At 42.1% G+C, this 25,985-nt stretch carries 24 protein-coding genes; 7 read left to right on the forward strand and 17 right to left on the reverse strand.

Features of this window, described 5'->3' with window-relative positions:
• Window positions 1–19 precede the first annotated feature (19 nt).
• From VL121_RS05790 to VL121_RS05800, 3 genes are read right to left on the reverse strand one after another with little or no spacing between them, the layout of a single operon-like run.
• Window positions 20–325, reverse strand: coding sequence for a Dabb family protein (locus tag VL121_RS05790; RefSeq protein ID WP_325403107.1), 306 nt, complete (start codon window positions 323–325; stop codon window positions 20–22).
• 7 nt (window positions 326–332) lie between these two features.
• On the reverse strand, window positions 333–3,458 hold the full coding sequence (locus VL121_RS05795) for a PVC-type heme-binding CxxCH protein (protein WP_325403109.1): 3,126 nt from the start codon (window positions 3,456–3,458) through the stop codon (window positions 333–335).
• A gap of 27 nt (window positions 3,459–3,485) precedes the next feature.
• Window positions 3,486–4,178 carry a 3-keto-disaccharide hydrolase gene (locus VL121_RS05800; RefSeq protein ID WP_325403111.1) on the reverse strand — a complete coding sequence of 231 codons (693 nt, stop codon included), beginning with the start codon at window positions 4,176–4,178 and terminating at the stop codon, window positions 3,486–3,488.
• Between the two features lie 564 nt (window positions 4,179–4,742).
• Between VL121_RS05800 and VL121_RS05805 the strand changes: the two genes are divergently transcribed.
• Entirely contained in the window at window positions 4,743–5,495 is a 753-nt protein-coding gene (locus tag VL121_RS05805; RefSeq protein ID WP_325403113.1) for a lysophospholipid acyltransferase family protein, read from the forward strand.
• Here the strand turns inward: VL121_RS05805 and VL121_RS05810 are convergent.
• The gene (locus VL121_RS05810; protein ID WP_325403115.1) at window positions 5,482–8,262 is read right to left on the reverse strand and encodes a putative LPS assembly protein LptD; all 2,781 of its coding nucleotides are present in this window, start codon (window positions 8,260–8,262) and stop codon (window positions 5,482–5,484) included. The two genes, VL121_RS05805 and VL121_RS05810, sit on opposite strands and share 14 nt — an antisense overlap.
• Before the next feature lie 94 nt (window positions 8,263–8,356).
• Between VL121_RS05810 and VL121_RS05815 the strand changes: the two genes are divergently transcribed.
• The 3 genes from VL121_RS05815 to VL121_RS05825 all read left to right on the forward strand — a co-directional run bounded on the left by VL121_RS05815 (window position 8,357) and on the right by VL121_RS05825 (window position 12,422).
• Window positions 8,357–9,331, forward strand: coding sequence for an N-acetylmuramoyl-L-alanine amidase family protein (locus tag VL121_RS05815; RefSeq protein WP_325403117.1), 975 nt, complete (start codon window positions 8,357–8,359; stop codon window positions 9,329–9,331).
• A 191-nt stretch (window positions 9,332–9,522) separates the two neighbouring features.
• Window positions 9,523–10,530: an MlaD family protein gene (locus VL121_RS05820; RefSeq protein ID WP_325403119.1), complete on the forward strand. Its 1,008-nt coding sequence runs from the start codon at window positions 9,523–9,525 to the stop codon at window positions 10,528–10,530.
• Window positions 10,527–12,422, forward strand: coding sequence for an OstA-like protein (locus VL121_RS05825; protein ID WP_325403121.1), 1,896 nt, complete (start codon window positions 10,527–10,529; stop codon window positions 12,420–12,422). The genes VL121_RS05820 and VL121_RS05825 overlap by 4 nt, the downstream gene beginning before the upstream one ends.
• On the opposite strand, the gene VL121_RS05830 is transcribed toward VL121_RS05825, so the two are convergent.
• From VL121_RS05830 to VL121_RS05865, 8 genes are all read right to left on the reverse strand, one after another.
• Window positions 12,394–13,572: a glycosyltransferase gene (locus VL121_RS05830; RefSeq protein ID WP_325403123.1), complete on the reverse strand. Its 1,179-nt coding sequence runs from the start codon at window positions 13,570–13,572 to the stop codon at window positions 12,394–12,396. The genes VL121_RS05825 and VL121_RS05830 overlap by 29 nt on opposite strands.
• A 1-nt stretch (window position 13,573) precedes the next feature.
• Window positions 13,574–14,308 carry a methyltransferase domain-containing protein gene (locus VL121_RS05835; RefSeq protein WP_325403125.1) on the reverse strand — a complete coding sequence of 245 codons (735 nt, stop codon included), beginning with the start codon at window positions 14,306–14,308 and terminating at the stop codon, window positions 13,574–13,576.
• 12 nt (window positions 14,309–14,320) lie between these two features.
• Window positions 14,321–15,535, reverse strand: coding sequence for an MATE family efflux transporter (locus tag VL121_RS05840; RefSeq protein ID WP_325403127.1), 1,215 nt, complete (start codon window positions 15,533–15,535; stop codon window positions 14,321–14,323).
• Window positions 15,536–15,674: 139 nt separating this feature from the next.
• Entirely contained in the window at window positions 15,675–16,436 is a 762-nt protein-coding gene (gene tpiA / locus VL121_RS05845) for a triose-phosphate isomerase (RefSeq protein ID WP_325403129.1), read from the reverse strand.
• Complete coding sequence (locus tag VL121_RS05850) at window positions 16,433–17,596, reverse strand: putative sugar nucleotidyl transferase (protein WP_325403131.1); 1,164 nt, start codon at window positions 17,594–17,596, stop codon at window positions 16,433–16,435. The genes tpiA and VL121_RS05850 overlap by 4 nt, the downstream gene beginning before the upstream one ends.
• A gap of 83 nt (window positions 17,597–17,679) precedes the next feature.
• Window positions 17,680–17,928: a type B 50S ribosomal protein L31 gene (locus tag VL121_RS05855; protein ID WP_325403133.1), complete on the reverse strand. Its 249-nt coding sequence runs from the start codon at window positions 17,926–17,928 to the stop codon at window positions 17,680–17,682.
• An 86-nt stretch (window positions 17,929–18,014) separates the two neighbouring features.
• Window positions 18,015–18,770: a TerC family protein gene (locus VL121_RS05860; RefSeq protein WP_325403136.1), complete on the reverse strand. Its 756-nt coding sequence runs from the start codon at window positions 18,768–18,770 to the stop codon at window positions 18,015–18,017.
• Between the two features lie 111 nt (window positions 18,771–18,881).
• On the reverse strand, window positions 18,882–19,640 hold the full coding sequence (locus VL121_RS05865; protein ID WP_325403138.1) for a menaquinone biosynthetic enzyme MqnA/MqnD family protein: 759 nt from the start codon (window positions 19,638–19,640) through the stop codon (window positions 18,882–18,884).
• A 132-nt stretch (window positions 19,641–19,772) separates the two neighbouring features.
• Between VL121_RS05865 and purB the strand changes: the two genes are divergently transcribed.
• A complete protein-coding gene (purB, locus tag VL121_RS05870; protein WP_325403140.1) occupies window positions 19,773–21,119 on the forward strand; it encodes an adenylosuccinate lyase in 1,347 nt (448 codons plus the stop codon).
• A 4-nt stretch (window positions 21,120–21,123) separates the two neighbouring features.
• On the opposite strand, the gene VL121_RS05875 is transcribed toward purB, so the two are convergent.
• Window positions 21,124–21,531, reverse strand: coding sequence for an EVE domain-containing protein (locus VL121_RS05875; RefSeq protein WP_325403143.1), 408 nt, complete (start codon window positions 21,529–21,531; stop codon window positions 21,124–21,126).
• Window positions 21,532–21,978: 447 nt separating this feature from the next.
• Here VL121_RS05875 and VL121_RS05880 point away from each other — a divergent pair, with 447 nt between their 5' ends.
• Window positions 21,979–23,034, forward strand: a complete 1,056-nt coding sequence (locus VL121_RS05880) for an RHS repeat domain-containing protein (RefSeq protein WP_325403145.1) — start codon at window positions 21,979–21,981, stop codon at window positions 23,032–23,034.
• Window positions 23,034–23,252: a hypothetical protein gene (locus VL121_RS05885; RefSeq protein ID WP_325403147.1), complete on the forward strand. Its 219-nt coding sequence runs from the start codon at window positions 23,034–23,036 to the stop codon at window positions 23,250–23,252. The genes VL121_RS05880 and VL121_RS05885 overlap by 1 nt, the downstream gene beginning before the upstream one ends.
• 51 nt (window positions 23,253–23,303) lie before the next feature.
• Here the strand turns inward: VL121_RS05885 and VL121_RS05890 are convergent, their stop codons facing one another.
• From VL121_RS05890 to VL121_RS05905, 4 genes are all read right to left on the reverse strand, one after another.
• A complete protein-coding gene (locus tag VL121_RS05890) occupies window positions 23,304–24,023 on the reverse strand; it encodes a (Fe-S)-binding protein (protein ID WP_325403148.1) in 720 nt (239 codons plus the stop codon).
• Between the two features lie 26 nt (window positions 24,024–24,049).
• A complete protein-coding gene (gene ribH, locus VL121_RS05895; protein ID WP_325403150.1) occupies window positions 24,050–24,553 on the reverse strand; it encodes a 6,7-dimethyl-8-ribityllumazine synthase in 504 nt (167 codons plus the stop codon).
• 154 nt (window positions 24,554–24,707) lie between these two features.
• Complete coding sequence (locus VL121_RS05900; RefSeq protein WP_325403152.1) at window positions 24,708–25,388, reverse strand: tetratricopeptide repeat protein; 681 nt, start codon at window positions 25,386–25,388, stop codon at window positions 24,708–24,710.
• Between the two features lie 44 nt (window positions 25,389–25,432).
• Window positions 25,433–25,888, reverse strand: coding sequence for a thiamine pyrophosphate-dependent enzyme (locus VL121_RS05905; RefSeq protein ID WP_325403154.1), 456 nt, complete (start codon window positions 25,886–25,888; stop codon window positions 25,433–25,435).
• Window positions 25,889–25,985 lie beyond the last annotated feature (97 nt).

A 25,985-nucleotide genomic window follows, 5' to 3' on the forward strand; every position in this document is an offset into this window, starting at 1 on the left:
GCTTGAAATGATAACAGGATCAATTTTGCGGTACATTAATATCAAATACAATTACCCGTTCTAATTTGGGTACCACAAATTCTTTTACTTTTTCATGAACAGGATGCGGAAGATAGGCATCGCGCGATGTTAATGTATCAAAGGTCATCACAAACCCGTGGGTAAAATCTTCGTTTAAACCTTCGCTGCTATTATACGGACCATATTCCATATCTAATAGCCCGTCAATCTTTCCTACCATAGCTTTCATCGTACGAAAGCATTGATCTACCTGCGCTTCATTAATTTCCGGTTTAAATTTAAACACGCCGAAATGTCTCACCATAATTATTTTATTTAAGTGTACGGATATAGGCAAGCAGATCTGCTACCTGTTTATCGGAATAATGATCAATCAGTCCCTTAGCCATAAAGGAACGCCCGCCTAAAAAGCCCTGGCTCAAAATAGTGCCGGCTTCCACAAAAACCTGGCTGCCACCCATAAAAGCGATGGTAGTACCACGGTCATTTTTATTAACGAGATAGCCTTCTACGGTGCTGCCGTTTTTTTTGGTAACACGGTAAACAGCGTAATTGGATTCCACGGCCGCATCCGGATCGAGGATGGCGGTAAGCAGGGCTTCATTTTCGCGGTTTGCCGAACCATCTAACGCCGGGGCTATATTCTTTCCTTCGTTACCTGCTTTATGACACAACAGGCAGGTTTGAAAAAGTATTTTACCCGCTTTTGTATCGCCGTTTTTCTTTTCGGCAATAGCCATGTATTTGGTAAGCCTGGCTTTAAATACCTTCCTTTCCGCTTCGTACCTGTTTTTAACGCTTTCCCAAATAGCAGTGGCCCGCGTATCTTCCTTATGGCTGTTGCGTATACGTTCTGCCGCAGGCAAATCAAACGAAGCCAGTGCAAGCTGTTTCTTTTCATACATATCCATCAGCAATCCTGCGCCTTCTTCCGATGCGGATAAACCTGTTACCAATTCACTTTTCTGTGCCGCACTGAGTTGGGGAACCCATTGCCGGGCAATACTAAGTGCCGATGTTTTGTCTGCCTTTGCCAAACTGGCAAGCGCCGCGGTTCTGATGCCAGAGCTGAGCTTTTGATTCCTTACCGCGCGGGCGAATATCTCTTTGTTGAGTGCAGGATTATTTTCTAATGCCTTCAACGCTAACTGCACTGTTTTTTCGGATGACTGATCATTGATCCGGGCAATAACGGCAGCGCGTACCTGTTCAATATTAAAACGACCAGCGGCATCCAGTGCCTGGTTAACATCAGCTTCCGAACGGCTGCGCAGCAATACAGCCACCGGCTCCTGCAGCATCACCGCCAGTTCAGGCGACTGCAACTGTGCCTGGTTTTTCAAGGCGAGGTTTGTATATACAGCGGCGTTAGCTTTATTATGGATCACCGGCTTTACGGTTTCAAAAATGGTTGTATTGTTGAGCATGCCGGCAATAAATACAAAGCCCGGCTCATCTAATTTACTGATACCCAGGCGGGGCCATAGTTTCAGGAAAGCGGTTTCTTTTTGCCCCTCAGGCAATGCCTGGATAGCCCAAAGCAAATGATCGCCGCTCATTTTTTCCGCGGCCGGGCTGTTAAGATAGGACTGTAATTCATTGGGATATTGCTCTAATGCTTTACGGCTGAGGAATCGCTCAAAGCTTCTTTCATAAGCGCCGCCCATGGCATTGCCTTCGAGCGCCGGTTTTGAAGCCTGAACCAATATATCAATTGTGGTCTCATTTGCCACGCCCGCTTCATCAAGTGTGCGAAGCACCTGTGCACGCACCATTGGGTTGTTATCTTCCACCAGTTTTTTTAATTGCGCAGCTATTTCAGCCACACTAAGCGAAAAGCTGTTTAAAGAGCGAACAGCCTCGCGGCGCAGATCATCTGCCGGGCTTTGCAATAATGCCCGCAGTAATCCGGCATCATACTGTTTAATGCCTTCTAATGACCACAGGGCATGAATGCGGGTAATTTCATCCTGCCCGGCATCCGCGGCCAACTGTATGAGTGGCTGGGCCAGTTTTTGCGTTTCCGCCAATGGTCTGTCGGTAACCTGATGCCATGCGGCGCGTTTTTCCCAAAGGGATGGCGACTGCAATCCTTTTACCAGGTCTTCTGTTTTAACCCGGTAATAATCAGGAATAACGCGGGGTTGCTGACTTTTATGGCGGATGCGCCAGATGCGGCCATGCGTTTTATCCCTGTCGGGATGGGTGGTAGGAATTTCATTGTGCGAGATGATCTTATTATACCAGTCGGCTATATACAAACAACCATCGGGGCCAAACTCCATATTAACCGGGCGAAACCATTTGTCTTCCGATGTAAGCAGGTCGGGCAGGTGTGTTGCGCTAACGGTTCCATCGGCATTGCGCGTAATTTTAACGGCGTTAACAGTGCTGGTAATAGGGTTGGCCAAAAAAGCCACGTTCTTCCATTGAGCCGGAAACGATCCGGAAAGATCATCGGGAAAAGCCAGTCCGGATATACCGGTGCCGCCTACCCGAAACTTATGCAGTTCGGGCATCCAGGGCTGATACGGGCGCAAGCGTTCGTTTCCAATACCGGGGTATCCTGTGCCGGGCTCCATAGGAACAATGGAATATCCAAGGTCGTTGGCTTCGCAGCCATACCATTGCCCGTTGTTCCTGAGCTGGTAGCCCCATATATTATTCAAACCGGCATTTACTAATTCCATCTTTTTGGCATCCATTGAAAAGCGGGCTATCTTACTGTAATCTATTTTCAGCTTAACATCGCTGCGCAGGGAAGACGCTTCTCCTTTATTAAGCGCTCCCTGGCTGAAGTTGATCCAGTTACCGGGAGCTCTTACCAGCACATGCGGCATGGTATGCGTATCGGTGAAGCCAAAGCCCGTGAGCAACGGAATGCGCTCATCGGCTTTGCCATCATGGTTACTGTCTCTCAGGAAAAAAACTTCCGATCCCTGCGCTACATACACGCCGTCTTTATATGGCAATATACTCATGGGGATCGTAAGCCCATCGGCCCAAACTTCCGTTTTTACGGGGCCATTGCCATACAAACCAGAGAGTACAAGCACCTGGTCGGTGCCTTTCGTTTTACCCTGGTACAGGTCAAGGATACGCTTAAAGGCGGGATGGTTACGTTGCGCTTCCGGATCATCCATCAGCTTCAATAAATCGTTCCATTGTATATCCGCAACGGGATCCAGCGGGTACATCCTGGCCGTTTGCGTCCACAGTCTTCCTGCATCATCAAACGTAAGATCAACCGGGTTAATAATACCATCCCGTTCACTCGCTACCAGCTCTACCACAAAGCCTTCAGGCACTTTAAAGCCCGCCAATTCTTCTTCGGGCGTATTAACCCTGTCGGGCGGAATGCTTTGTATGCTTTCTGTTGTTGGTGCGGAAATAAAAAACAGGCTTGTAAAAACAAGGAGAAAGCCGGAAAATTTCATGTGTTGAAAATTGTAAATAATAAAAGATCAGGGTAATTCAGTAATCGTAATATCGCGGAACTCAACTATGCCGGCGCCTCCGCTGTGTATTTGAACGGCAATAACGCCTTTAGCCGGAATTGTAGAATCCTTCTCGGTGTATTCGCAGGTTTTAACGCCGTTAATGTACAATTCATGATAATTGCCTTTAACGCGGATAATATAACTATTCCAGCCATCGGGTTTTAACAGGCGATGTAAAATGCTAAGGTCTCCGCCAGCCAGCTTACCACGGCGATGTTCATCATAAATATCTCCCCAGTAACCATTGCCAATATCTGCCTGGTAGCCCACAATTTCACCATTTCTTATTATTGAACGATATTGAATACCACTATTGATCATACCCGTTTTTTCATCGCCCGACAAACGGAAAAGGCAACGAAATTCAAAATCGCCATATTCTTTTTCTGTATGCAGGTAGGTGTTAGACGGGATGTTATTAATGCCATCGCCACACATCATCACGCTGTCTTTAACATACCAGAGGCGCTGGTCGGCAGGATTTACGGTTTTCCAGCCTTTCAGTGTTTTGCCATCAAAAAGGGAAGTGGCTTTTACAGCCAGATTCTGCGCTGCAATACCGGTATTCAAAAGCAATAGCAGTATAATTATAGGCAGGAATAGCCATAATGGAAAAAAACTGCTGTGCTTTAAATTAAAAACGTATTTGAACTTCATGTTTTTTATATTTTTTACAATACCTCATTTTGGAATACCTCACCAATCTTGTAAAAGATCGGTGAAATATTGCGCGTATGATATTTTCGGAGTATAATATTACTGAACATTGGCGATATCCCGATGTCTTCAATACATTTAAATTGCCGTTTCAAAAAAATAATAAATAATCATTGCTTTGTGTACTCCTTCGAACACCGTATGTAATGCTGTTTTTAATGTATTGGATGCCATGCATAAAAAAGCCACCTGGTTGAACAGGTGGCCTCAGCTATTTTTATGGAATAAGCCCGGTTAGGCGATACTAACCGAAGGCTTCCATGAATATACTGCAGATTTCATGAATACCTCCTTTTGTTTGGTGAGTTGGAATAATGAAAGTACGGTTTTTTTAATGATAAACCATACATCAGAAAATTCAACAGCGGTGTTAACAGGGAGTGCCAAAGCCCGGATTTGAAATTTGAATCCACCCCGGCAGACAGGTTTTATTTGTTATTTGGTTCCTGATGCTTTTATATCGAATTTCGTTGCAAACGTGCGGGATCAGTATCCGGATTTAATATGGTTGTTATCAAAAACATACTTGGTCGTATATGGGCTTTTTGGGGAGCCATTATATTTATTGCCACCTTGCTTATAGCGGTTGTACCTATCTGGCTAACCAATTATATAAAGGAGCCACATGGTACGGAAATATTTCGGAGGATATCAAAAGCATGGATGGATTTTTTTCTTTTTATGATCGGTTGCCGGATCGTTGTAAAAGGCAAAGCGCATTTTTCCCCAAAGCAGAATTATATCGTGGTTAGTAATCACAATTCCTACATGGACATACCCGTTACCACACCGCAAATTCCCGGCCCCAATAAAACAATAGCCAAATCAGAACTGGCAAAAATACCCCTGTTTGGGTTGATCTATGCAAGGGGTTCCGTATTAGTTGATCGTAAAAGTGAGCGCAGCCGTAAAGAAAGCTATAGTAAAATGAAAGCCGTGCTGGAGCAAGGGCTTCATATGTGCATATATCCCGAAGGAACAAGGAATAAAACCAATGAGCCTTTAAAATCCTTTCATGACGGGGCTTTTAAGCTGGCAGCAGATACCGGTAAATCTATCATACCCGCCTTGTTGTTCAATACCAGGAAAGTAATGCCGGGCAGCAGTAAACCTTTTTATTTGTGGCCGGCAACCCTGCGAATGGATTTCCTTGCGCCGGTTCCGGTACAGCCCGGTGATACAGCGGCCGACTTAAAGGAGAAGGTATTTAAGATCATGTACGATTACTATAAATCGAATGCCGCTAATTATTCCTGAAAGTACGGGTACGGTTTATTTTAAGATCGCGCAGCATGCCCGACTTTGGATAGATAGAAATATTAAAAGAACGCCACAATCCAAAGGGTGTAACATTAATAGACATCTGCCAGCAATGCATTTCACGGGAGATGAACATGGAAAAAGAAGGTATCTTTAAAGTTTGAAAATCAAAATAGCCATTGGCGCCTACTTTCCATTTTTCCGTTAAGCTAAAATCACCGTTGAACTGCGCGCTTGAAGTAAGTCGCGTATCAAAGCCGCTATAGTCTCTCCGGAGTACATTACTAAAGCTGAGTGAATAGGAAAGGTTAATTGACCAGGGAATATTAAAATCAACAAACTCGGAAGGATTTCTGCGAACATAATCCATCTGTTGTTCTATTTCATCTGCCGTGAGGTTATCATAATTATCATATTGTAACTCATTCTTCGCCGCCTTTTTATCCTTATCTTTTTCCCTGCTTTTAAAACTGGTGGATACAGAAAGGCTGCCATTGGTAAAACGGCCTAAGGAAACCTTATTATCCTGCCAGGCATATTTATTGATCCTGAATCCCATGCTATCAATAAGATAAGGATCAATATTGGCGCTGGCCGTAATATTAATCTTATCAAACAGGGTGCTGCGTGCATACAGGTTAAACGTAGAAAGCTTAAATGAATCTGCGAGAAGATTATAACTTCCCGTTATGCCAAATCCGTCAATCAGCTTTACCTTTTTAAGGCCATCCCCCTCTTCCTCCCTGGTGCTATCGGGCTTGTCTCTTACTTTCATCTCCAAAAAGTTATCAATACCAAACCCTATGCTTCCCGATCGGCCATACCCAAATGGACCATATACTCCGCCATCATACTGCGATAACATCCTCCTGCGGCCGCTTGTGTCTGTTTGAGTATTTACATAATACGATTTAGACAAATCGGGTTTATATCCTATACTCATTTGCGGCCGCATAACATGGCGGATAGCCTGTACTTTGGCATTCTTATCTTTCATGTTTAACGTACCGAACATTGCCGTACTAAAAGATACCGACATCGAAATATCACGGGCGCTGTAAAAGCCTTTACTAACAGTGCTGTCTACTTTATTGGTTTGGTTATTCCATGTTCTGAACAGTTTTTGAGAATACATTCTTTCCTGGTAGCTGAAGCCCGGTGAAATTTGTATGGATCCTAATTGCGGCAGCGCTAAGGAAATAGGTATATTATGCTGTGCTCCCCACTGAAAGGTATCAATCATTTGTTTAAAGGTAAACGAGGTATCAACAAATGAAGTTATACCGCGTGCACTGCCTGTGTAGCCGATACCCAGTTTATAATACCATTTTCCTGACCCCGCAATTTCCTGCGGTTGAAACGGATACAAAGTATTTACATTAAAATTAATATCCGGAAGGTTAAGATTAACTACGCTCGTGTTGTTGTTTTGATTATGATTTAAGTTCACCGAAAGGTTATAAGGCTTTCCAATCCAGGTTTTTTGATAAGATATAGAAGAACTTAACTGGTTAGCAAAACTTTGAGGCTGACTATAAGATCCTCCCGCGCCGTTGCTTTGGTCAATAATGGCATTCGTAGGCAAATATTTGGTATAGGAACTTGACCCCGCGTTGACGCTTGCCGAAAAATTTACGCCCGGCCTTGCTTTGCTGTCCATCCGGTGGCTCCAGGTTAAAAAGAAGCTCTTGTTCTTTGCATAATCCGCGTCTCCCTTGAAGCCCTGGTGCGTATTCTGGTAGCTAAAATTGAGTGAGCCGTTATACCGGTACCTTACCCGGTAAGTAGGGCTAAGGTTTAATCGCCAGCTCCCGTAAGAATAAATATCTGCCCGTGTAGTAATATCGAAGTTGTCGTTAATAACTTTATAATACCCCAGTCCTTCCAGCCCCAAACCAAAACCATCTGTAACGGTAAACTGGGGAGGCAAAAACCCGGAATGCCTTCCCTGCTGCAGGGGAAACATACCAAAAGGCAGGATAATGGGCAACACGGGCACATTTTCAAACTCTACACCCACCGGGCCGGTAACGGCCATTTTTTTGCTGATGTATTTTATTTTTCTTGCACGAAAGGCAAAGTGCGGCGTATCTAAATTACAGGTGGTAAAACGGCCCTTAAAAGCATAAATGGTTTGCGCGTCAACTTTTTTCACTACCTGGGCATAGTTATACAATTCACTTTGCTGAAAATAACTGCTATGCGTAAGTCCTTTTTGTGTTTTAAAATTAAATTCCAGGCTGTCATTCACCGTGGTCATATCTCCCTGTACCAAAGTAGCCTGTCCCAATATTTTGCCGGCCGTATCCAGCTTCATTCTTGCCTTTACCATATTGGTTTGCTGGTCAAAAACAATTTCCGGCGCCTTAAGGTCTACATCTTTATATTTTACACCGGTTTCACCATAGAGGTATAATTTCTGAGCAGTTACATCCAGCACCATTGAGTCTTTCGCTTCATATTCAACAGGGGCATCAATAGAATCTTTAGACATTTTCACGCTAAAAGTGTCTACTTTAACCCTGTGCGCAGAATCGCCGCGCAAAGAATCCGGCTTATTTTTTTTGATAAGTGTATCTGCTACAGCAACAGGAATGGAATCCATTGATGGCGGAATAGTATCTGTAAGCGCTGTTAAATAATTGTCAAAAGCAAATGGATGATGGATTTTTGCCCTTCCAATATGCGTTATTGCAATAGTAAGCAGCAGTAAGGTGGAGGTAAATATGTAATTTCGCTTAAATTTGCGATGTTTATTTTTCATACATACACTGGGCAACAAAAATAGCCATATTACAGGTAAGAAAACGTGAAGATTGAAACTGAATTACTAAACCCCATTAAATTTTAACAAGGGCATGAAGAAAAAAATCATCGCTGCATCCTTTTTTCTTTTTTCTTTTTTTATTTCCCTGGTTTGTTTTTCGCAAAGCCAAAGCCGTATTAAAACGATTATTGTGGATGCAGGACATGGGGGTGTGGATCAGGGAGCTAAGGGAAGTTATTCTACCGAAGCCCAGATAACACTACAACTTGCTTTAAAAGTAGGTGCTCTACTGGAAAAGGAATTGCCGGAAACAAAAATAATTCAAACGCGAACCAGCGATATTACCCAGCCTGTAAGGGAAAAGGCGGCTTTTGCCAATGAAAACAAAGGCGACCTCTTTATTTGTATACATGTAAATGCCGCTCCTGCCATCCGTCATTCGCAGGTTACAGGATACCGTACCCGCACTTATTATACCGGGAAAGGCAGCAAAAGAAAAAAGCATACAAAAAAAGAACCCGTATATAAAAGATGGACCACACCTAACCCCCGCTACGGTACAGGTACCTATGTATGGGCTGCCGACAGGGATACGCATAAAGCCGATGCCGTATCAGAACGTTTTGAATCGGAAGGAGAGCTAACCGGCGTGCCCGACCCCTCTACCCCGGAAGGCGCCATTGCCAGCAGGTTATGGGTGCAAAAATATTTTAAGAACAGCGTTCGGCTGGCCTCCATGATTGAATCTGAGTTTGAGCAAAACGGGCGAAAAAGTGATGGCGTGTTACAGCGTAATGAAAAAGGCATATGGGTATTACAGGCCACCAATATGCCTGCTGTACTGATTGAGACGGGGTTTATCACCAACAAAGACGAAGAAGATTACCTGAACAGTGAAAAGGGACAGAACGAAATGTCGGCCGCTATTGTAAAAGCTATAGTGAATTTTAAAAATGTACAGGATAACCTTAGAAACGCTGCCGGCGTATCCAATGCGGAAGCGGTTAAAGAGCAGCCATCCCTTTCTTCATCCGGTTCAAAGACTCCGGAAGTGCAGCGTCCTTAAGCATTCAGAAGCAATACACCCGCGCTTTGCCCGAATATCCTATTTTTGTAAAGAAGTATTGATGATGTATTAATTTTGAATAATAAGTGAAAGGTCGCGATCGTTCATCCTGAGGTTTTTGGCTGGTTAATTGTAATATTGAAAACAAATTCGTTTTATCCGGCATCCGGATCAAAAATAAAAATTAAGGGATGAAAATTTCTAATGAAACCAAGGTAGGTGCTTTAACAGCAATTGCTATTACGTTGCTTATACTGGGCTTCAACTTCTTAAAAGGAAAACCCATTTTTGAAAAAAATTTTACAGTATATACTATTTTCCATTCCGTAGAAGGGCTGTCGGTTTCCAATGCCGTTATGATCAATGGCCTGCAGGTAGGTAAAGTATATAAAATGCAGGAAACGGATCAAAACCTCAGTGGCATCCTGGTTACTTTAAATCTCAGCAAAAGCATCAATATTCCTAAAAATTCCATCGCTCACATTTCCGGCAGCTTATTGGGTAATACTACCTTAGATATAGACCTGGGTAACGCCAGTTCCTTTGCAAAAAGCGGCGATACGCTTGCTACGAATGCTACCCTGGGTTTGCTCGACCAGGTTAAAGGCAGTCTTGATCCGGCAATGGTAAAAATAAATGCCTCTTTACAAACGCTTGATTCCGTATTAAAATTAATCGGGAACGTTTTTGATCCGCGCACTCAAAATAATTTTCAATCTATTTTTGCCAACCTGGCCATATCCACCGCTCACCTGAACAGTTTACTGAACACACAAACCGGGGCATTAGCCCAAACCTTGTCTAATGCCAGCGCCTTTACGGGGAATCTTAAAAAAAACAATGATACCATTACCGAAATTTTCGTTAATCTCAAAAATACTACAGGTAAGCTTGCCGGGCTGGAACTACAGCAGACTTTAACAAGATTAGATGCAGCAGTTACTGAACTGAGCACTGCTTTACATAAAGTAAACAACAACGATGGTACGTTGGGGCTGCTGATGAACGACAAAAAATTATATACGAACCTTAATTCCACAGCCAATAGCCTGAATGTTTTATTACAGGACTTCCGCATACATCCGCGCAGGTATACCGGCGGGTTGGTATTTGGCAAAAAAGATAAATCAGCCCCTTTAATGACTCCTTTGCCTGATTCGCTAACTACAGTGCCAGCTACAGATAAAAAAAGGAAATGAATACAAGAATAAGGTTGGTATTATCCGTGTTTTCCCTGCTCCTCTTTCATTTGGCATGGGCACAGCAAAAACCAGGAGCGGCCAGTTCCCCCCTTTCTTCAGGGCAACCAAAAGACAGCATCCGCGAAGTACACCTTATCCGTTCGGATATCCTGAAATTTGAAAAGAAAGACAGTGTTGAATTACAATTATTAGTTGGCAATGCAATGCTCCGCCAGGGAAATACCTTTTTTAATGGCGATAGTATTATTATGAATAAGCAGCAAAATATCATCGAGGTTTTTGGCAATATTCATATTAATGATGCAGACAGCGTAAATGTGTATTCACAGTATCTTATCTATTATGGCAATACCAGGATAGCCCATCTCCGGAAAAATGTAAAGCTCAGCGATGGAAAAGCAACGCTTACTACAGAAGCGCTGGAATATGACCTTAATACTAAAACAGGTACTTACTTAGATGGCGGTAAAATTGTAACGTCTACCTCCACGCTTACCAGCAAAGAAGGATATTATTATGCGGATACAAAAGATGCGTATTTCAGGAAGAAAGTGAATCTCATAGATCCTGAATATACCATGGCAACCGATACGCTTTTATATAACGCCAACACACAAATTGCCACTTTTGTATCGCCCACTACCATTAACGATGGTAAATCCATTATACGAACATCCGATGGTTATTATGATATGAATAAAGGGCTTGCCAACTTTGGCAAACGTCCGGTTATTGAAGACAGTACGCAGTATATTACCGCTGATTATATTCAATTTAATAAAACTACAGGCGAAGGACACGCGGAAGGTAATTTTGTATACATTGATACAGCGCAGGGCGTAACGCTCTTATCGGAAAAAAGCGATTTTAACCGGGATACAAAAACGGTACTCGCCACCGGGAAACCGGTAATGATTATTAAGCAGGATAATGATTCCTTATTTATTACCGGCGATTCCCTGTATTCGGGTATTAAAATGGATACCTTATATGTGAAAGACAGCAGTTCATTTGCCGGCTCTTTAAGCCCGCAAACAGCCTTCTTTCCGCAGCACGATAGCACCCTACCCGCTGAAGCCAGCAAGGATACCGCAATGCAACGGTTAGAAAGACCGCCCCGGGCTGAAGCAGTAAAGCAGCAAATAGTAGCAAATGCCCCGATAGATGCGCCTATCATCTCCTTAACAGATTCCACACTACTTCCGTTGGTTAAAGATTCGCTCCACAAGAAGGATAACAGCGATAGCCTGGCAACGCATACAATAGCATTACCCGGTGCAGATACCTTTAAAGAAATTAAGGTGCGGGATATTGAAAGGATAGATAGTGTACGCTTTTTCCGGGCATTTCATCACGTACGGATATTTTCTGATTCCATGCAGGCGGTTTGCGACAGCATGTTCTTTTCGGGAAGAGATTCTATTTTTCGATTATACACGAACCCTATTGTGTGGGCAAAAGAAAGCCAGATTACGGGAGATACCATTTACCTGTATACCAAAAACAAGAAGCCGGATCATATTGAAGTGCTTGAAAACGCTTTCAGCATCAGCAGAAGTAATGATAGCTTTTATAACCAGTTAAAGGGAAATGTGATCAATGGTTTTTTTAAAGATGGCGACATAGACCACATTATGGCCAAAGGCAGCGCCGAAAGCCTGTATTACTTGCAGGATAACGACAGCGCATATACAGGCGCCAATTACGCGCAGGCAGATTTAATTAACCTGTATTTTATACAAAAGGAGCTGGATAAAATTACATGGTTATACCAAGTAAAAGGCGGGTTTTACCCGGTAACACAGGTGCCGGAGGAGAGACGAAGATTTAAAAACTTTAAATGGGAAGACGCCCGCCGGCCTAAAACGCGGATGGAATTGTTTGAGTAAGTACTTGTTGATACAGGCTATAAAATTGTTTGCCAATTACGCCATAATTGTATTTATTTTCCGCGTCTTTTGCAATCTCATAGCGATTAAATGCATCATAATTGTCTATCATCCGGATCATTGCTTTAAGCAGATCTCCTTCATTTTCAGATGGAACCAGCCATCCGTTTGAATCACTAATGGCTTCCGGGATACCCCCAACATTTGTGGCAATTACCGGTAACCCGCAACACAATGCTTCAATGATTACGCAGGGAAAATTTTCGTATCTGCTGAACATAACTAAGGCGTGAGCATATTGCATTTCCATGGCTACCTGCTCATGAGTTAAAACGCCTGTCCATTTGATCATTTTATCAAGTCCGAGTGAAGCAGCTATTTGCCTTAATTGAGGCGTTTCCCACCCGGCCAGGATGCATTCCCAATTGCCCCGTTGAGTGCTGAGCCCGGCCAGGGCGTATAAAATTCCTTCAACGTTTTTGGGATGATTCATCGTTGACGCGTGAAAGAACCGGAATACCGGGGACTGATTTTTACCGGGAAAGAAAACGTTCGTGTCAGCTACATTATGAATAACGAGGAAAGATGGCAGGCTGAAAATTTCCTGTAGCCGCTTACCCAGTGCCGCTGATACTGTTGTAACTTTAGCGGCATGTTTAAATATTCCGGACACCGTATGCCGGTAATAAGCACTGCGGTTAAAATAATTGTCTGGAATGAGTTTATAGTAAGCGGAGGAATGTTCCGAAATAATATACGGTATATTCCATTTCTTTTTTATCCACTTTGCAATTACCCCGGATTTCATTGGAACGTGAACGTGTACAAGATCAGGAAGACCTGCCTCTTTAAAATAATTCCGGATGAACCGGCTATACGTTAAATAATATTTTCCATTGTATATTATTTTATCAAGCAGCGGAATACCTGTTCTTTTAAAGGCAAAATATATGATGTATTCTTTTACATTTTCAGCTTCTTTTATTTCAACCTTTTTCCGGGGAACTTCAATTTGGGGACCGTATTGTACTACATGTATAACAGTGATAGCTGAATATTGGGATACAGCTTTTGCATGACGTTCTATGAAATCGCCGTCAAATGGATTAAATTGATTAGGATACCAGCTTACGAGCCAGAGTACTTTCATACTATTTTCGTTTAAAAGCGCCTATTATGCAGTCTCCAAGTAAAGGGAACTTTTGCAAAACAAAATTAATCCGCTTATCTTTTTGAAAGTACATCCCACACATAACATCATCTATTTCAAATTTGTCATCCGGGAACAAACGCAAAAGGGTAACCGGTGAAAAATACCAGTAATGATCCGGGTGAATCATTTCCTTGCCGTGAAGGCTTCCGGCAATGGCGTTTAATGACGTATAGTTGGGTACGGTAACCAGAAAAACAGTAGCAGGAGGAAATATATTGTATAAATTTTCTATAGCCTGGTGTGGATCTTTAAGGTGTTCAAGGATTTCACCTAATAATACAATATCAAATGACTGATCAATTATTTTTAGTGATTCCTTGTCTAAAATATCTCCTTTACTCACCCGGCTATCTCCTGTAATCTGAATATACTTATTTAAAGATACTTCCTGGTTGTCAATGCCGAAAAGGTATTTAGTAACTTTTTTGAGTTGCAGATGTAAAAGTTCGCCCGTATCAATTTTCTCCCGGGTGTAAGGATAGTCTGTAAATCCGAAATGCAAAACCGTTTTACCTGAACAATATTGCAAAATGTAATCAATCCGGTTTACAAGTGCAATCGGAGATGGGAAAATGATACCTGCCGCAGGAGTTATCCTGCGCTTCAATGAGCTTCTTAGCCAAAGTAAGCCGGCAAACAGGTTAGCCCATCTCAGTTTGTTTAACCATTTCATATTAAACTGTAGTTAATGAAACTTATGAATAAGCCAGGTTTTGATTGTTTGGATATCTCTTTTCTGCAATACCAGCAATTCCTTCAAACTTAAAGTGTATTGCAGAGCGAACATACGAATAAGAAATACAAGACTTACAAAATATCCCATGCTGCTTACCAATGCGGCTGCTTTAATTCTATTTGCAGGAATAAAAATAATGTCGCCGGCAACTATTACTGCAAGTCCAAGTGCGGAACAAATAATATTCAGTACTACACTGTTTCGCCCCGCAAAGTAAGCGCCAAGCAAATTTAATATACTAAGGAAAAAGATACCAGGAAGCAGTAAAAGGTAGGGAATATACATATTATCAAAAGTATTTCCATACAGGAAAGGAAAAAACCAATACCCAATAACTATCAAAATGAGTGATATGAAAATATAGCAACAGGTGATTACCCTGGAAAGAAATAATACAGATTTTCTCGCTGATTCCTTATTATTCCCTGCAGCGATTGGAAATATTGCGCTGGCCATTATTGCCGGTATCACAAGGAACACATGTACTAATTTAGATACTTGTATATAGTTACCCAAGTCATCGGCAGAACAGTACCTTTCAACAAACCAGTAATCAATTCTGTACAGAAGAAAGAAAAGGAGGTTGGCTCCAAAGGCCTTAAATGCATATCGGAATACAGGTAGCAGGGTTTTCTTCGAAGGAAATACTATTTTCCATCTTTTCCGGTTCCGCAATACAAAACAACTCCCTACTAAAATACCCTGCATTAAAAATCCCCAAAAGTAGATGGTTGTATATTGATTCTGATCAATCCAGTATCCTTCACTAAAAGGCATAAGTAATATCAATAGAAAATTAACCAACGTCATAATGATATTAGGCGTAAAAAAATCCCTCTCCGCATAAAAAATCGCAGTAAAAAAATTAATCAGAACACAACCTCCGATATAACAGATCGTTTCAAAATAATAGGAGCTGTAAAATGGAGGGATGGCTTCTGAAAATATTAAGATTTTCAATAGCAGATAGATCAATACTGCGGAGATCACCGACCAGGCTATCGCAAAATTGGAAAGCACGGATGATTCCATTTTCCCAGAAGCAATATAATAAGCAATACCCGATTCCAGGCTCAGGCTGCTGATCGTAACAACTAAGGCCAGGCTATTGGTAATAAAATAAATAAGCCCGCTATCCGCAGCTTCATAATAACGGGCAATCATTATATTTAATCCTAAGACCGAAACAAAATATATTCCCCTCCACAATATACTTTGGTATATAAGGCGTTGAAATATCATGCATTTAATGCGGATTGCCCAATCATAGAAAATACTGCTAAAAAAGATATATATAATCGGCCTACTTCAACGCATCTATAATTTGCGCAAAATCTGCCGCAACTAAGGAAGCGCCGCCTACCAAACCGCCATCTACATCGGGTTGTGCAAAAAGCTCTTTGGCGTTGCTGCCCTTTACACTGCCGCCATATAAAATGGGAACTGCGCCGGCAACAATATCGCCATACTGCCTGGCAAGTACATTGCGCAGGTGTGCATGCATTTCCTGGGCCTGTGCAGCAGTGGCTGTTTTACCTGTGCCTATCGCCCATATAGGTTCGTAAGCAATTACCAGTTTCTGCATTTGCTCTTCATGAAGATTAAAAAGACTTTCTTTCAATTGCTTTTCCACGTAATCATTCTGGGTGCCCGATTCCCTGACCTGCAACGCTTCACCGCAGCAGAATATAGGCGTTAAGCCATATGTTAATGCCATACCCACTTTTTCTTCAAGCATTGCATTGGATTCACCAAAATATTCCCGCCTTTCCGAGTGGCCCAATACCACATATTCCACACCAATGGATTGCAGCATTTCCGCTGAGGTTTCGCCGGTATACGCGCCGCGGCTTTGTGTATAGCAGTTTTGCGCCGCGGTAAAAAAATTGAGTTTTTCCGATACTTTCTGCTGTGCCGGCAGCAGGTAGGGAAATGGAACCGCAAACACAACTTTTTGATGCGCTTGCAAATGATGGGGCGCTTTTAATATTTCGTCTATTAAACGCTCTGCCTGATCAAGCGTTAAATTCATTTTCCAGTTGGCTGCCGCTATTTGTTGTCTCATGGTATGGTTTGTTTATAAAGATGCTCAAGTATTTGTATATCGCCAGATGTTAAATCGTGCTGTTTCAATTTTTTCCAGTTAGCAATATGTGTAATGGCTTTATCAAAGATATAGCGTTGCGTAAAACCCCAGGTAAAATCGGGCAGGTGTTTGGGTGCAAAACCCTGTCCGAATATATTAGCGGCTATTCCTGCAAAAGTACCGGTATTAAACGAAGTATTAATAGCGCTGCGGCTATAATCGCCCATTAATAATCCACATTTAAACCCAACAGCTATGCTATTGGTTTGCCCCTTATTGCTATATACCACAGCGGCGTCATTCCTTACATTAGAATTGGATGTGCCTGCGCCAAGGTTGCACCACTCTCCTATTACCGAGTCGCCCAAATAGCCGTCATGGGCTTTACTGCTGTAACCCATCATTACACTATTTTTAATTTCACCGCCGGCGGTACAATAAGGCCCAAGGGTGGTTGCACCGTATATCTTAGTTCCCATTTTCAACACACTTCCCTCTCCCATTGCAAAAGGTCCCCGTATCATACAGCCCTCCATAATAACGGCATGCTTTCCCAGGTAAACAGGTCCTTCCGATGCGTTAATGAAGCAATGTGATATGACCACTCCGTCTTCTATAAAAATATGCTCCGGCGCCGTCCATCCGTAAATATTTGCAGCGGACTGGTGCAGCCGGTTAGCGGTTATTAAAGCAAAATCGCCGCGGATCAAATCGTTATTCCATTGAAAGATATGCCAGGGGTGCACTATTTTTTTAAGGGCAGGATCATATGGGATGCGGTTTTCAAATTTTTCCGGAACAATTGTATGTATGTTCCAGTCCTGATCGTCAGGCGAAACCGCGGCAATAACCGCTCCATCCTTTACAATAGCTTCCTGCACCTGTAAATTCATGATCAGGCTTACCAGGTTTTCATCCGGAATTACAGCGGCATTCACTAATATTTTTTCTCCGGCCGGGGGATAGGAATAAGCTGCCTGCAAATAGGGCGCTGTAAGCACATATACTTTTTGACCTGTCAACTTTTCCCATCTTTCTTTAACGGTAAGTATACCGGCACGTATATCGGCTATAGCGCGAATGCCTGTAAAAGGATACAACAGGTCTCTCTGCGGTGTGTCAAATAATATGATCGGCATGCCTGAAGAATAAATGCAAATTTACCGTGTACAAAAATCCCCCCGGTAAAACGGGGGGATCATTATTCGATTGGACGAAGAAATTATTTTTTCGCGTATTTCTTTTTGAACTTATCAATACGTCCTGCTGTATCAACCAATACCTTCTGCCCGGTAAAGAAAGGATGCGAAGTATTGGAAATTTCAAGTTTGATCAGCGGATATTCATTTCCGTCTTCCCATTTGATGGTTTCCTTGGAACCTGCTGTTGAACGGGTAAGGAATGTAGACCCGTTACTCATGTCTTTGAAAACTACAAACCTGTAGTTTTGCGGATGGATACCTTGTTTCATGATTATCAATGTTTTAAGGTTGTACGGATTTTGCCGTACCGTTTAAAAGAAGCGCAAAGGTAAATGGGAACGGGTGAAATGCAAAATTATATTTGCTGACGCTTTTTAGCCACTCTCAGGTTAAGCGCTTCCACAAAAACGGAGAATGCCATTGCAAAATAAATATATCCTTTGGGGATGTGCTGGTCTAACCCTTCCGCTATGAGCGAAATACCAATCAGCAGCAGAAAAGACAAGGCCAGCATTTTTACTGTTGGGTGGTCATTTACAAAACTGCTGATCTTTTCTGCAGACACGAACATGATGAGTACAGCAATAACTACTGCCGCTATCATTATTTCTATATGATCTGCCATACCAACAGCGGTAATTACAGAGTCAAGGGAAAATACAACATCTAATAATATTATTTCAATGATGACCCTGCTGAATGAAATGATCCTGGGCGTTTTTTTAGTTGCTTGCGCTGCATGCCCCTCTACCCTTTCATGAATTTCGGTGGTGCTTTTATAGATCAGGAACAATCCCCCCGCAATAAGTATAATATCCCTGCCTGATATTTTTAATTGTTCAAATAAGTCTCCCTCTTCTATACCAAACCAATCCCCTATACTGAAAAGCGTAGCAGTTAACGTCATTATCCAGCTAATGGAAAGCAACAATAATACTCTTGTGATCATTGCAAGTGACAGTCCTATTCTCCTGGCTTTTTTTTGCTGATGGGGAGGAAGTTTTCCGGAGATGATGGAAATAAAAACAATGTTATCAATGCCCAAAACAATTTCCAGTACAGTAAGCGTTAGCAGCGATATCCATGCTTCAGGGTTTGCCAGCCATTCCATATTAGCGTAAAATTTTTCAAAAATAAGTCTCCGTATGGTGCCGCCAAAAAAAATAAAGCGTTTTGCAAAAAATAATAATCCGGCCGTTTATATAGTGTAAGGGGTTCCGTTCTATGCCGGCGATTGTGCCTGCTTTAACAGCAACAGGAATGCCGCTAAGCCTTCTTTCTTTTTCTCATCTAATACATAATTAACATTGTACTTATAGTATTGGTTCAAATCAAATAATTTATACTGACTTTCCTGTACTACTTCTTCCATATGCATTAGTCCAAATGCATTGGCCTCATTAAAAGCATGAATAAATCCATCGGGCAGGGGTTTATTGGCTATCCAGGCGGCAAATACAAAGGGCAGTCCTGTAAGGTTTTTCCAGGCCTCGCCCAAATCATAAATATATGTTGATTTGTTTCTTTGTTCAAATGCCCTGTCGCCTATTACTACGGCCGCCGTGGCGCCTGTTATACGATGCCGGAACTCTTCTTCTTTAACATACTCGAATTCAGGTGCAATTTGCCAGTATTGCTCCAATAGTATTTTTGCCAGGGCCACGGATGTTTTTGACTGGTAGTCGAGCAATACGGTTTCAATGCGGTTTACCGGAACCTCGCTGAATAAACAAACAGTAGCTACAGGTCCATTGCATCCGATACAATAATCCGAAACAATATAAGATTCCTGCATTTCAGGAAGGATCGCCACAGGCACAATTCCCATATCCACTTCCCCGGAGAGAAGCATGGCGGCCAGTTTTGAAGGATAGGTTGCTACAATGTTTATATCATTAATAACCGGAGAATGCTTAATGCCATATAAAAGCGGCTTTACATTCAGATAATCAATTATGCCAACGCTTATTTTATTTCTCATGTTTGGTTACAATTAAATCATCCATGTACCTGTGCCATTCAGTACCGGTAAAAATTTTCAACTTTTTCATGTAGGTTTGCCCGCAAATGTAGGTTAATCCCTTTTTATTATAACTTCAAATATTATACAGCAATGGATTTATCAGCGCTTACTGCTCTTTCACCGGTGGATGGCAGATACAGGAACCAGGTGCATCAATTAGACCAGTATTTTTCTGAATTCGCGTTAATCCGCTATCGTATTCTTATTGAGATAGAATATTTCATAGCACTAAGCCAAAAGAAATATTTTGCGTTAAAACCCGCCCAGGTTAAATCATTAAGAACAATATACCAGCATTTTACACCCGGTAAGGCAACGGAAATAAAAAACATAGAAAAGATCACCAATCACGATGTAAAAGCGGTGGAATACTATATTAAACAGGAGCTGGATGCGTTAAAGCTTGGCCAGCTTAAAGAATGGATCCACTTCGGACTTACTTCACAGGATGTAAATAATACCGCTGTTCCGTTATTGTGGAAAGAATCCTTAGAAAATGAATACTATCCTGCAATAGCCACCCTCATTTTACAAATAAAAAAAATGGCCGTAACATGGAAAAATATACCTATGCTGGCACGCACACACGGGCAGCCGGCTTCGCCTACCCGTTTGGGTAAGGAGTTCATGGTATTTGCCGAACGGTTAGGCCAGCAGTTGCAGTTGCTGCAATCCATTCCCTATTCCTGCAAGTTTGGCGGTGCTACCGGCAATTTTAACGCGCATCATGTGGCTTATCCTAAAGCAGATTGGATAAAGTTCGCCAATGATTTTTGCAGCAAATCGCTGGGGTTACAGCGGCAGCAATTTACCACCCAGATTGAGCATTATGATCATATTGCCGCTCATTTTGACGGCATAAAACGCATCAATACTATTTTGATTGATTTTTGCCGCGATATATGGACATACATTTCGCTTGAATATTTTAAACAGAAAGTAAAAAAAGGAGAAGTAGGTTCTTCGGCAATGCCGCATAAAGTAAACCCGATAGATTTTGAGAATGCGGAAGGCAATCTTGGAATGGCCAATGCGCTGCTGGAACACCTTTCGGCTAAATTGCCTGTATCGCGGCTGCAGCGGGATCTTACCGACTCTACCGTGCTGAGAAATATAGGCGTTCCTTTTGCACACACTATGCTGGCATTAAAATCTTTTGATAAAGGATTGGGGAAATTATTATTAAATGAAGCCAAAATAAAACAGGACCTGGAGCAGAACTGGGCGGTAGTAGCCGAAGCAATACAAACCATTTTGAGACGTGAGCGTTATCCCAATCCCTATGAAGCATTAAAGGAACTTACGAGGGGTGCGGCGGATATGAATCAAAAAACCATGCACCGGTTCATTGACACGCTCAGGATTTCTTCATCACTTAAAAAAGAATTAAAAGCCATTACACCACTAAATTATACCGGGGTGAACCCGGATTTCTAACATTTTATTGTGCGGCCATTTCCATAATGATCTGCCATTCTTTTTCGGTAACGGGCTGCACCGAAAGACGTCCCAATCTAACCAATGCCATATCAGCCAGGCGCTTGTCTGATTTGATTTGAGCGAGGCTAACGGGCTGCTGCAGCTTTTTATAAGGTTTTATATCCACCACTACCCATGTATCGTCATCGGCCGTGGGATCGGGATAATGTTCCTTTGCCACTTTGGCTATCCCTACAATTTCAAGTCCCTCATTGCTATGATAAAATAAAACTTCATCTCCTTTTTTCATTGCTTTAAGGTTATTCCGTGCGGCATAATTGCGCACGCCATCCCAGAAGGTTTGTTTATCTTTTACAAGCTGATCCCAACTGTAGGTAAAAGGTTCCGATTTTACAAGCCAGTATGCCATAATGTTGAGAGGTTTATGATTTCAGGCAAAATACGAAGAAACAAAAAGCAAATAACAAGAAACAAATAAATCTTAAACACTAAATCTGAAGTCAGAAATCCTAAATCCGAAAGAAGCAATCAGAATCGGCTTTGAGCTTAGTGCAGCACAAAGCAGGAGTATTCATCCTGTTGTTAGTAGTTACTCACCGATAGCCGAAGGCTGATCTGACAGCTTTACTTACACCTCATACCTGAGACCTATCTCAAATCTCGTTTTAAGGCGCAACTTAGTAAATTTTCAGGAATCATTTCCAAACCTTATTCCAAAACCAACACTGTTTTTTGGAGAGAAGCAAATCCCGGCATCCATTCACATGTCAAAATATGTTGAATATGCGTAACTGCCGGGTTCAGCAAGGCAGGCAGCAACAGCGTGGTAAAAAGCCATACCGATCTTACAAATTTAATGGCAACCAAAAGCGGATATGTGTATATTTACGTGAGCAACGAGAGTCCCGTTGATGTGTTCTTTGATAATTTGCAGGTGATACATACCAGGGGAGCGATACTGGAGGAGACACATTATTATCCATTCGGGTTGACAATGGCGGGGATATCCTCCAAGGCATTGGCGTTCGGAGAGCCTGAGAATAAATACAAATACAACGGTATCGAACATAATAATGACTTTGATTTAAACATGTACGATGCGTTTTATCGTAATCTTGATCCGCAGATAGGAAGGTTTTGGCAGGTAGACCCCGAAACTGAAATGCTGGAAGAGTATTCTCCATATGCAAGCATGTATAATAATCCAATCAGCAATGCTGACCCGTTAGGAGATTTTGCAACAAGGGTTGGGGCATGGCTTTACAAAATTTTTAACGGAGGAGGTGAGATTGGCAAAAATGGTTATGGAGAGTATTTTGTAAGCCAAGCCTCAGATGGAGGTGCTGAAAGTGGTGTAACTGTAACTGTTCATTATGGAAAAGGCAGAAATAGATTTTCAAATGCTGTAGAACAAATAGAGGATCAAGATCGTAGTGATAAAATTAAAGAAGATTATACCCAACTTGGTTTATGGGATCCAAATTTAGATGCAGACCAGGCTGGGAAAAGAACTCTTGGTTTAGGTATGGGTGTTACGCTTCCTAACGCTGTAATCAAACCCGCCACGATTACCATTAATACAGCGAAAGCTACGGATGCTGCAAAGAAAACAGTTGAGCGATTATTAAATGCTGGTAAAGTCATAGATAGAGGAGACCTTACTGCAGTTGGAAGGGCATTGCAAAAGCATGGGAGTAGTGCTGGTAGTGTATTTCCAAAAGTAACAGGAAATTCAGTATCTATAAATGCACAGGGTGAGGCTGTTTTAAAAGATATTATTACTAACCCAAGTGTTACCACAGTTACAAGGCATCATGCAAGGTTTGGTAATATCTTGGAATATAAATTACCAAGCGGACAAGGGGAAAGGTTTAGTGCTGATGGCAATACATTCATAGGATTTATTGAATAATGAAAAAGTTTAAAATTGAAATTACAAGTGTTCCAGATAGAAGCAATTTAGTTGCTGAAATATGGTATGAGGAAAATCTTCTCGCAGAGATAAATCAAGAAGAGGAAGAGTTAAAAGTTGAGCTGTATAATACTCAAAAAGCAATTTTTATATTTAAGGATTTTATTGCTGCTTTAGAAGAAGCAAAACAAAAATTATTGCAATTGAAATTAGGTTAAATCCGAAATTCGAAGTGATACGCAATCTCAAATTTCAAATCTTAAATCCCCTTACCATCCGTTGGCCAGTACATCCGCGATATGCATGGTTTGAATAGCCAGTCCTTTACTTTTAATTACCCCATCAAGGTGCATCAGGCAGCTCATATCTGTTGATATGATATAATCGGCGCCGGTATTGCTGGCATGTACCACTTTCTGATCGGCCATAGCTACAGAAATTGTTTCAAACTTAACCGCAAACGTGCCGCCAAACCCGCAGCAGGTTTCTACATCGCTCATTTCCACCAGTTCAAGTCCTTTTACATGGTTAAGCAACCGGCGCGGGCCTGATTTAATATGCAATTCACGCAGGGCAGCGCAGGAATCATGATACGTAGCTTTTCCGCGAAGTTCGGCGCCCACATCTTCAATTTTTAGTATACCGGTAAGAAACGCGCTGAATTCAAACATCCTTTTACCGGTATCCTTTACTTCATTGTGCAATGAAGAATTGTCGAACAGGCGCGGATAGTAGTTTTTTACAAAGCCTGTGCAGGAGGCACCCGGTGAAACAATATAATCAGTGCCCGGAAAATCGGTAAGAAATTTATTGCATACGTCCCTGGCATCATCCCAAAAGCCGGCATTAAAAGCAGGTTGTCCGCAGCAGGTTTGGTTGGTATTGTAGTGTACATTACATCCCAGTTTCTCCAGCACTTTTATCATATTAAAAGCCGTTTGCGGATACAACTGGTCTATAAAGCAGGGAACAAATAATTGAACATCCATGGCAATTACACCTCCGGCATAATCATTTAAATAGCTTTATTAAATGACGCCTTCAAAGCGATCATTTTTAATGCGGTAATAGCCGCTTCTTTTCCTTTGTGCCCATGCCTGCCGCCGGTTCTTTCTTCGGCCTGCTCATCCGTGTCTACCGTAAGCACGCCAAAAACAGAAGGCACGGGTAAGCTAAGGTTAAGCTGAACAATGCCATCGGTAATTCCTTTGCATACATAGTCAAAATGTGGTGTGCCGCCTCTTACTACGCACGCCAGGGCAATAAATGCATCGGGCCGGTTCACGCGCGCTGCATGAGCATTCCAGTAACCCGTTATTCCAAAAGGCACTTCAAAAGCGCCCGGAACCGTAATTACCCGGAACGCTACCTTGTGTTCCGCTAAAACCTGCCTGCATCCTTCTTCTAACTTGTCTACTATTGCCGCATTCCATTCGGTACGCACAATTACAACACAGGCATCCTCTGGTAGAATGCCTGCATCTAAATGATATAAATTACTGTTAGTTATTTCAGCCATGGTTAGTGTAAATAATAAGAACCAAAAAACAAATAACAAGAACCAAATAAAATTCAAATCATATGGGCTGTCAGCAATCAGCTTTCAGCTATGAGCAGAAAAGGAATATCCATCCTGTCGTCAGTAATTATCCGCCGATACCTGATACCTAAAATCACTCCGTTGCCCCTAATTTGCCCAGGTATTTCTCAGCGCTAAATCCTCTTTCCGTTCTTGGAAATTTATCTTTTAACTGCTGAAAAAGCGCAATGGCTTCTTTGTTTTTGCCCATTACTTCGTACAGGCTGGCGGCCCTGAATAAATATTCAGAAGACAGGGCCTGGTTTTGTTCAAAAGTAGTACCCGCTTTTTTATAATTTTCCAGCGCTTCGTCATTTTTCTTTAATTCGGATAAAGCATCTCCCATCAGTCCGTATACTAATGCCTGGGTTTGCACAGAGCCGTTAGCGTCAAAATCCTTAAGGTATTTTAATGCGTTATTATAATCTCCTAACTGCAGGTAGGTTTCGCCCGCATATAGTTTGGCAAGATTGCCCGAAGGCGTTCCTTCGTATTTACTGATCACTTTTAAAAAGCCCGCGTTTCTGCCATCTCCGTTTAATGCCAGTTGCAGGGAATCGCTGGCAAAATACTGCTGCGCTTTGGCAATAGCCTCCACTCCCTTTTTTTCTTCCGGAAGGCGGTACAGGTATTTATATGCAAAATAGCCGCCTGCCAGTACAATTACAGCAGATAAGGCAATAATGATACTTTTATTGTTTCTTTCCCAGAAGTCCTGCGCATCCATCAGCCTGTCTGTATGCTTAACCGTTTCATGTTTTTTTATTGCACTCATTGTATAACTCGGTATTCTTTGTTATTATTTTAATTGGGGTTTATTTAGTCCATTATAAAAGGATAGTCCTCCTGTTTATATACATCCTTTAGCAATTCATCATCATCGGGCCAGGGGCTTTCTTCAGCAAATTTTACGGATTCGTCTACTTCTTTTTTTACTCTTTCGTTAATAACTTCAATTTCCGCTTCCGAAACGTTAAAGGCATTAATTAACCTGCTTTTGGCATATTCAATAGGATCGCGATCTTTATATTCTTCCACTTCCTCTTTGGTACGGTATTTTGCCGGATCGCTCATAGAATGTCCTTTATACCTGTATGTTTTTATTTCCAGCAATGTAGGTCCGCCACCTTCCCTGGCTCTTTTTACCGCGCGTCCTACAGCTTCATGCACGGCTTCCGGACTCATGCCGTCTACCGTATCACCCGGCATATCGTATGCATCGGCAAGTTTATAAATATCCATTACATTAGACGTTCTTTGTACAGAAGTGCCCATGGCATAGTTATTGAACACGGTCGATCTGATCCGGCGCCATCCGGCGGCCTATCGCATCGAAGCCCTGACCGGGAGCGACAATGTCGCGCTGCTGGCC

This window comes from Agriterribacter sp. (assembly GCF_035497235.1).
Lineage (GTDB): Bacteria > Bacteroidota > Bacteroidia > Chitinophagales > Chitinophagaceae > Agriterribacter.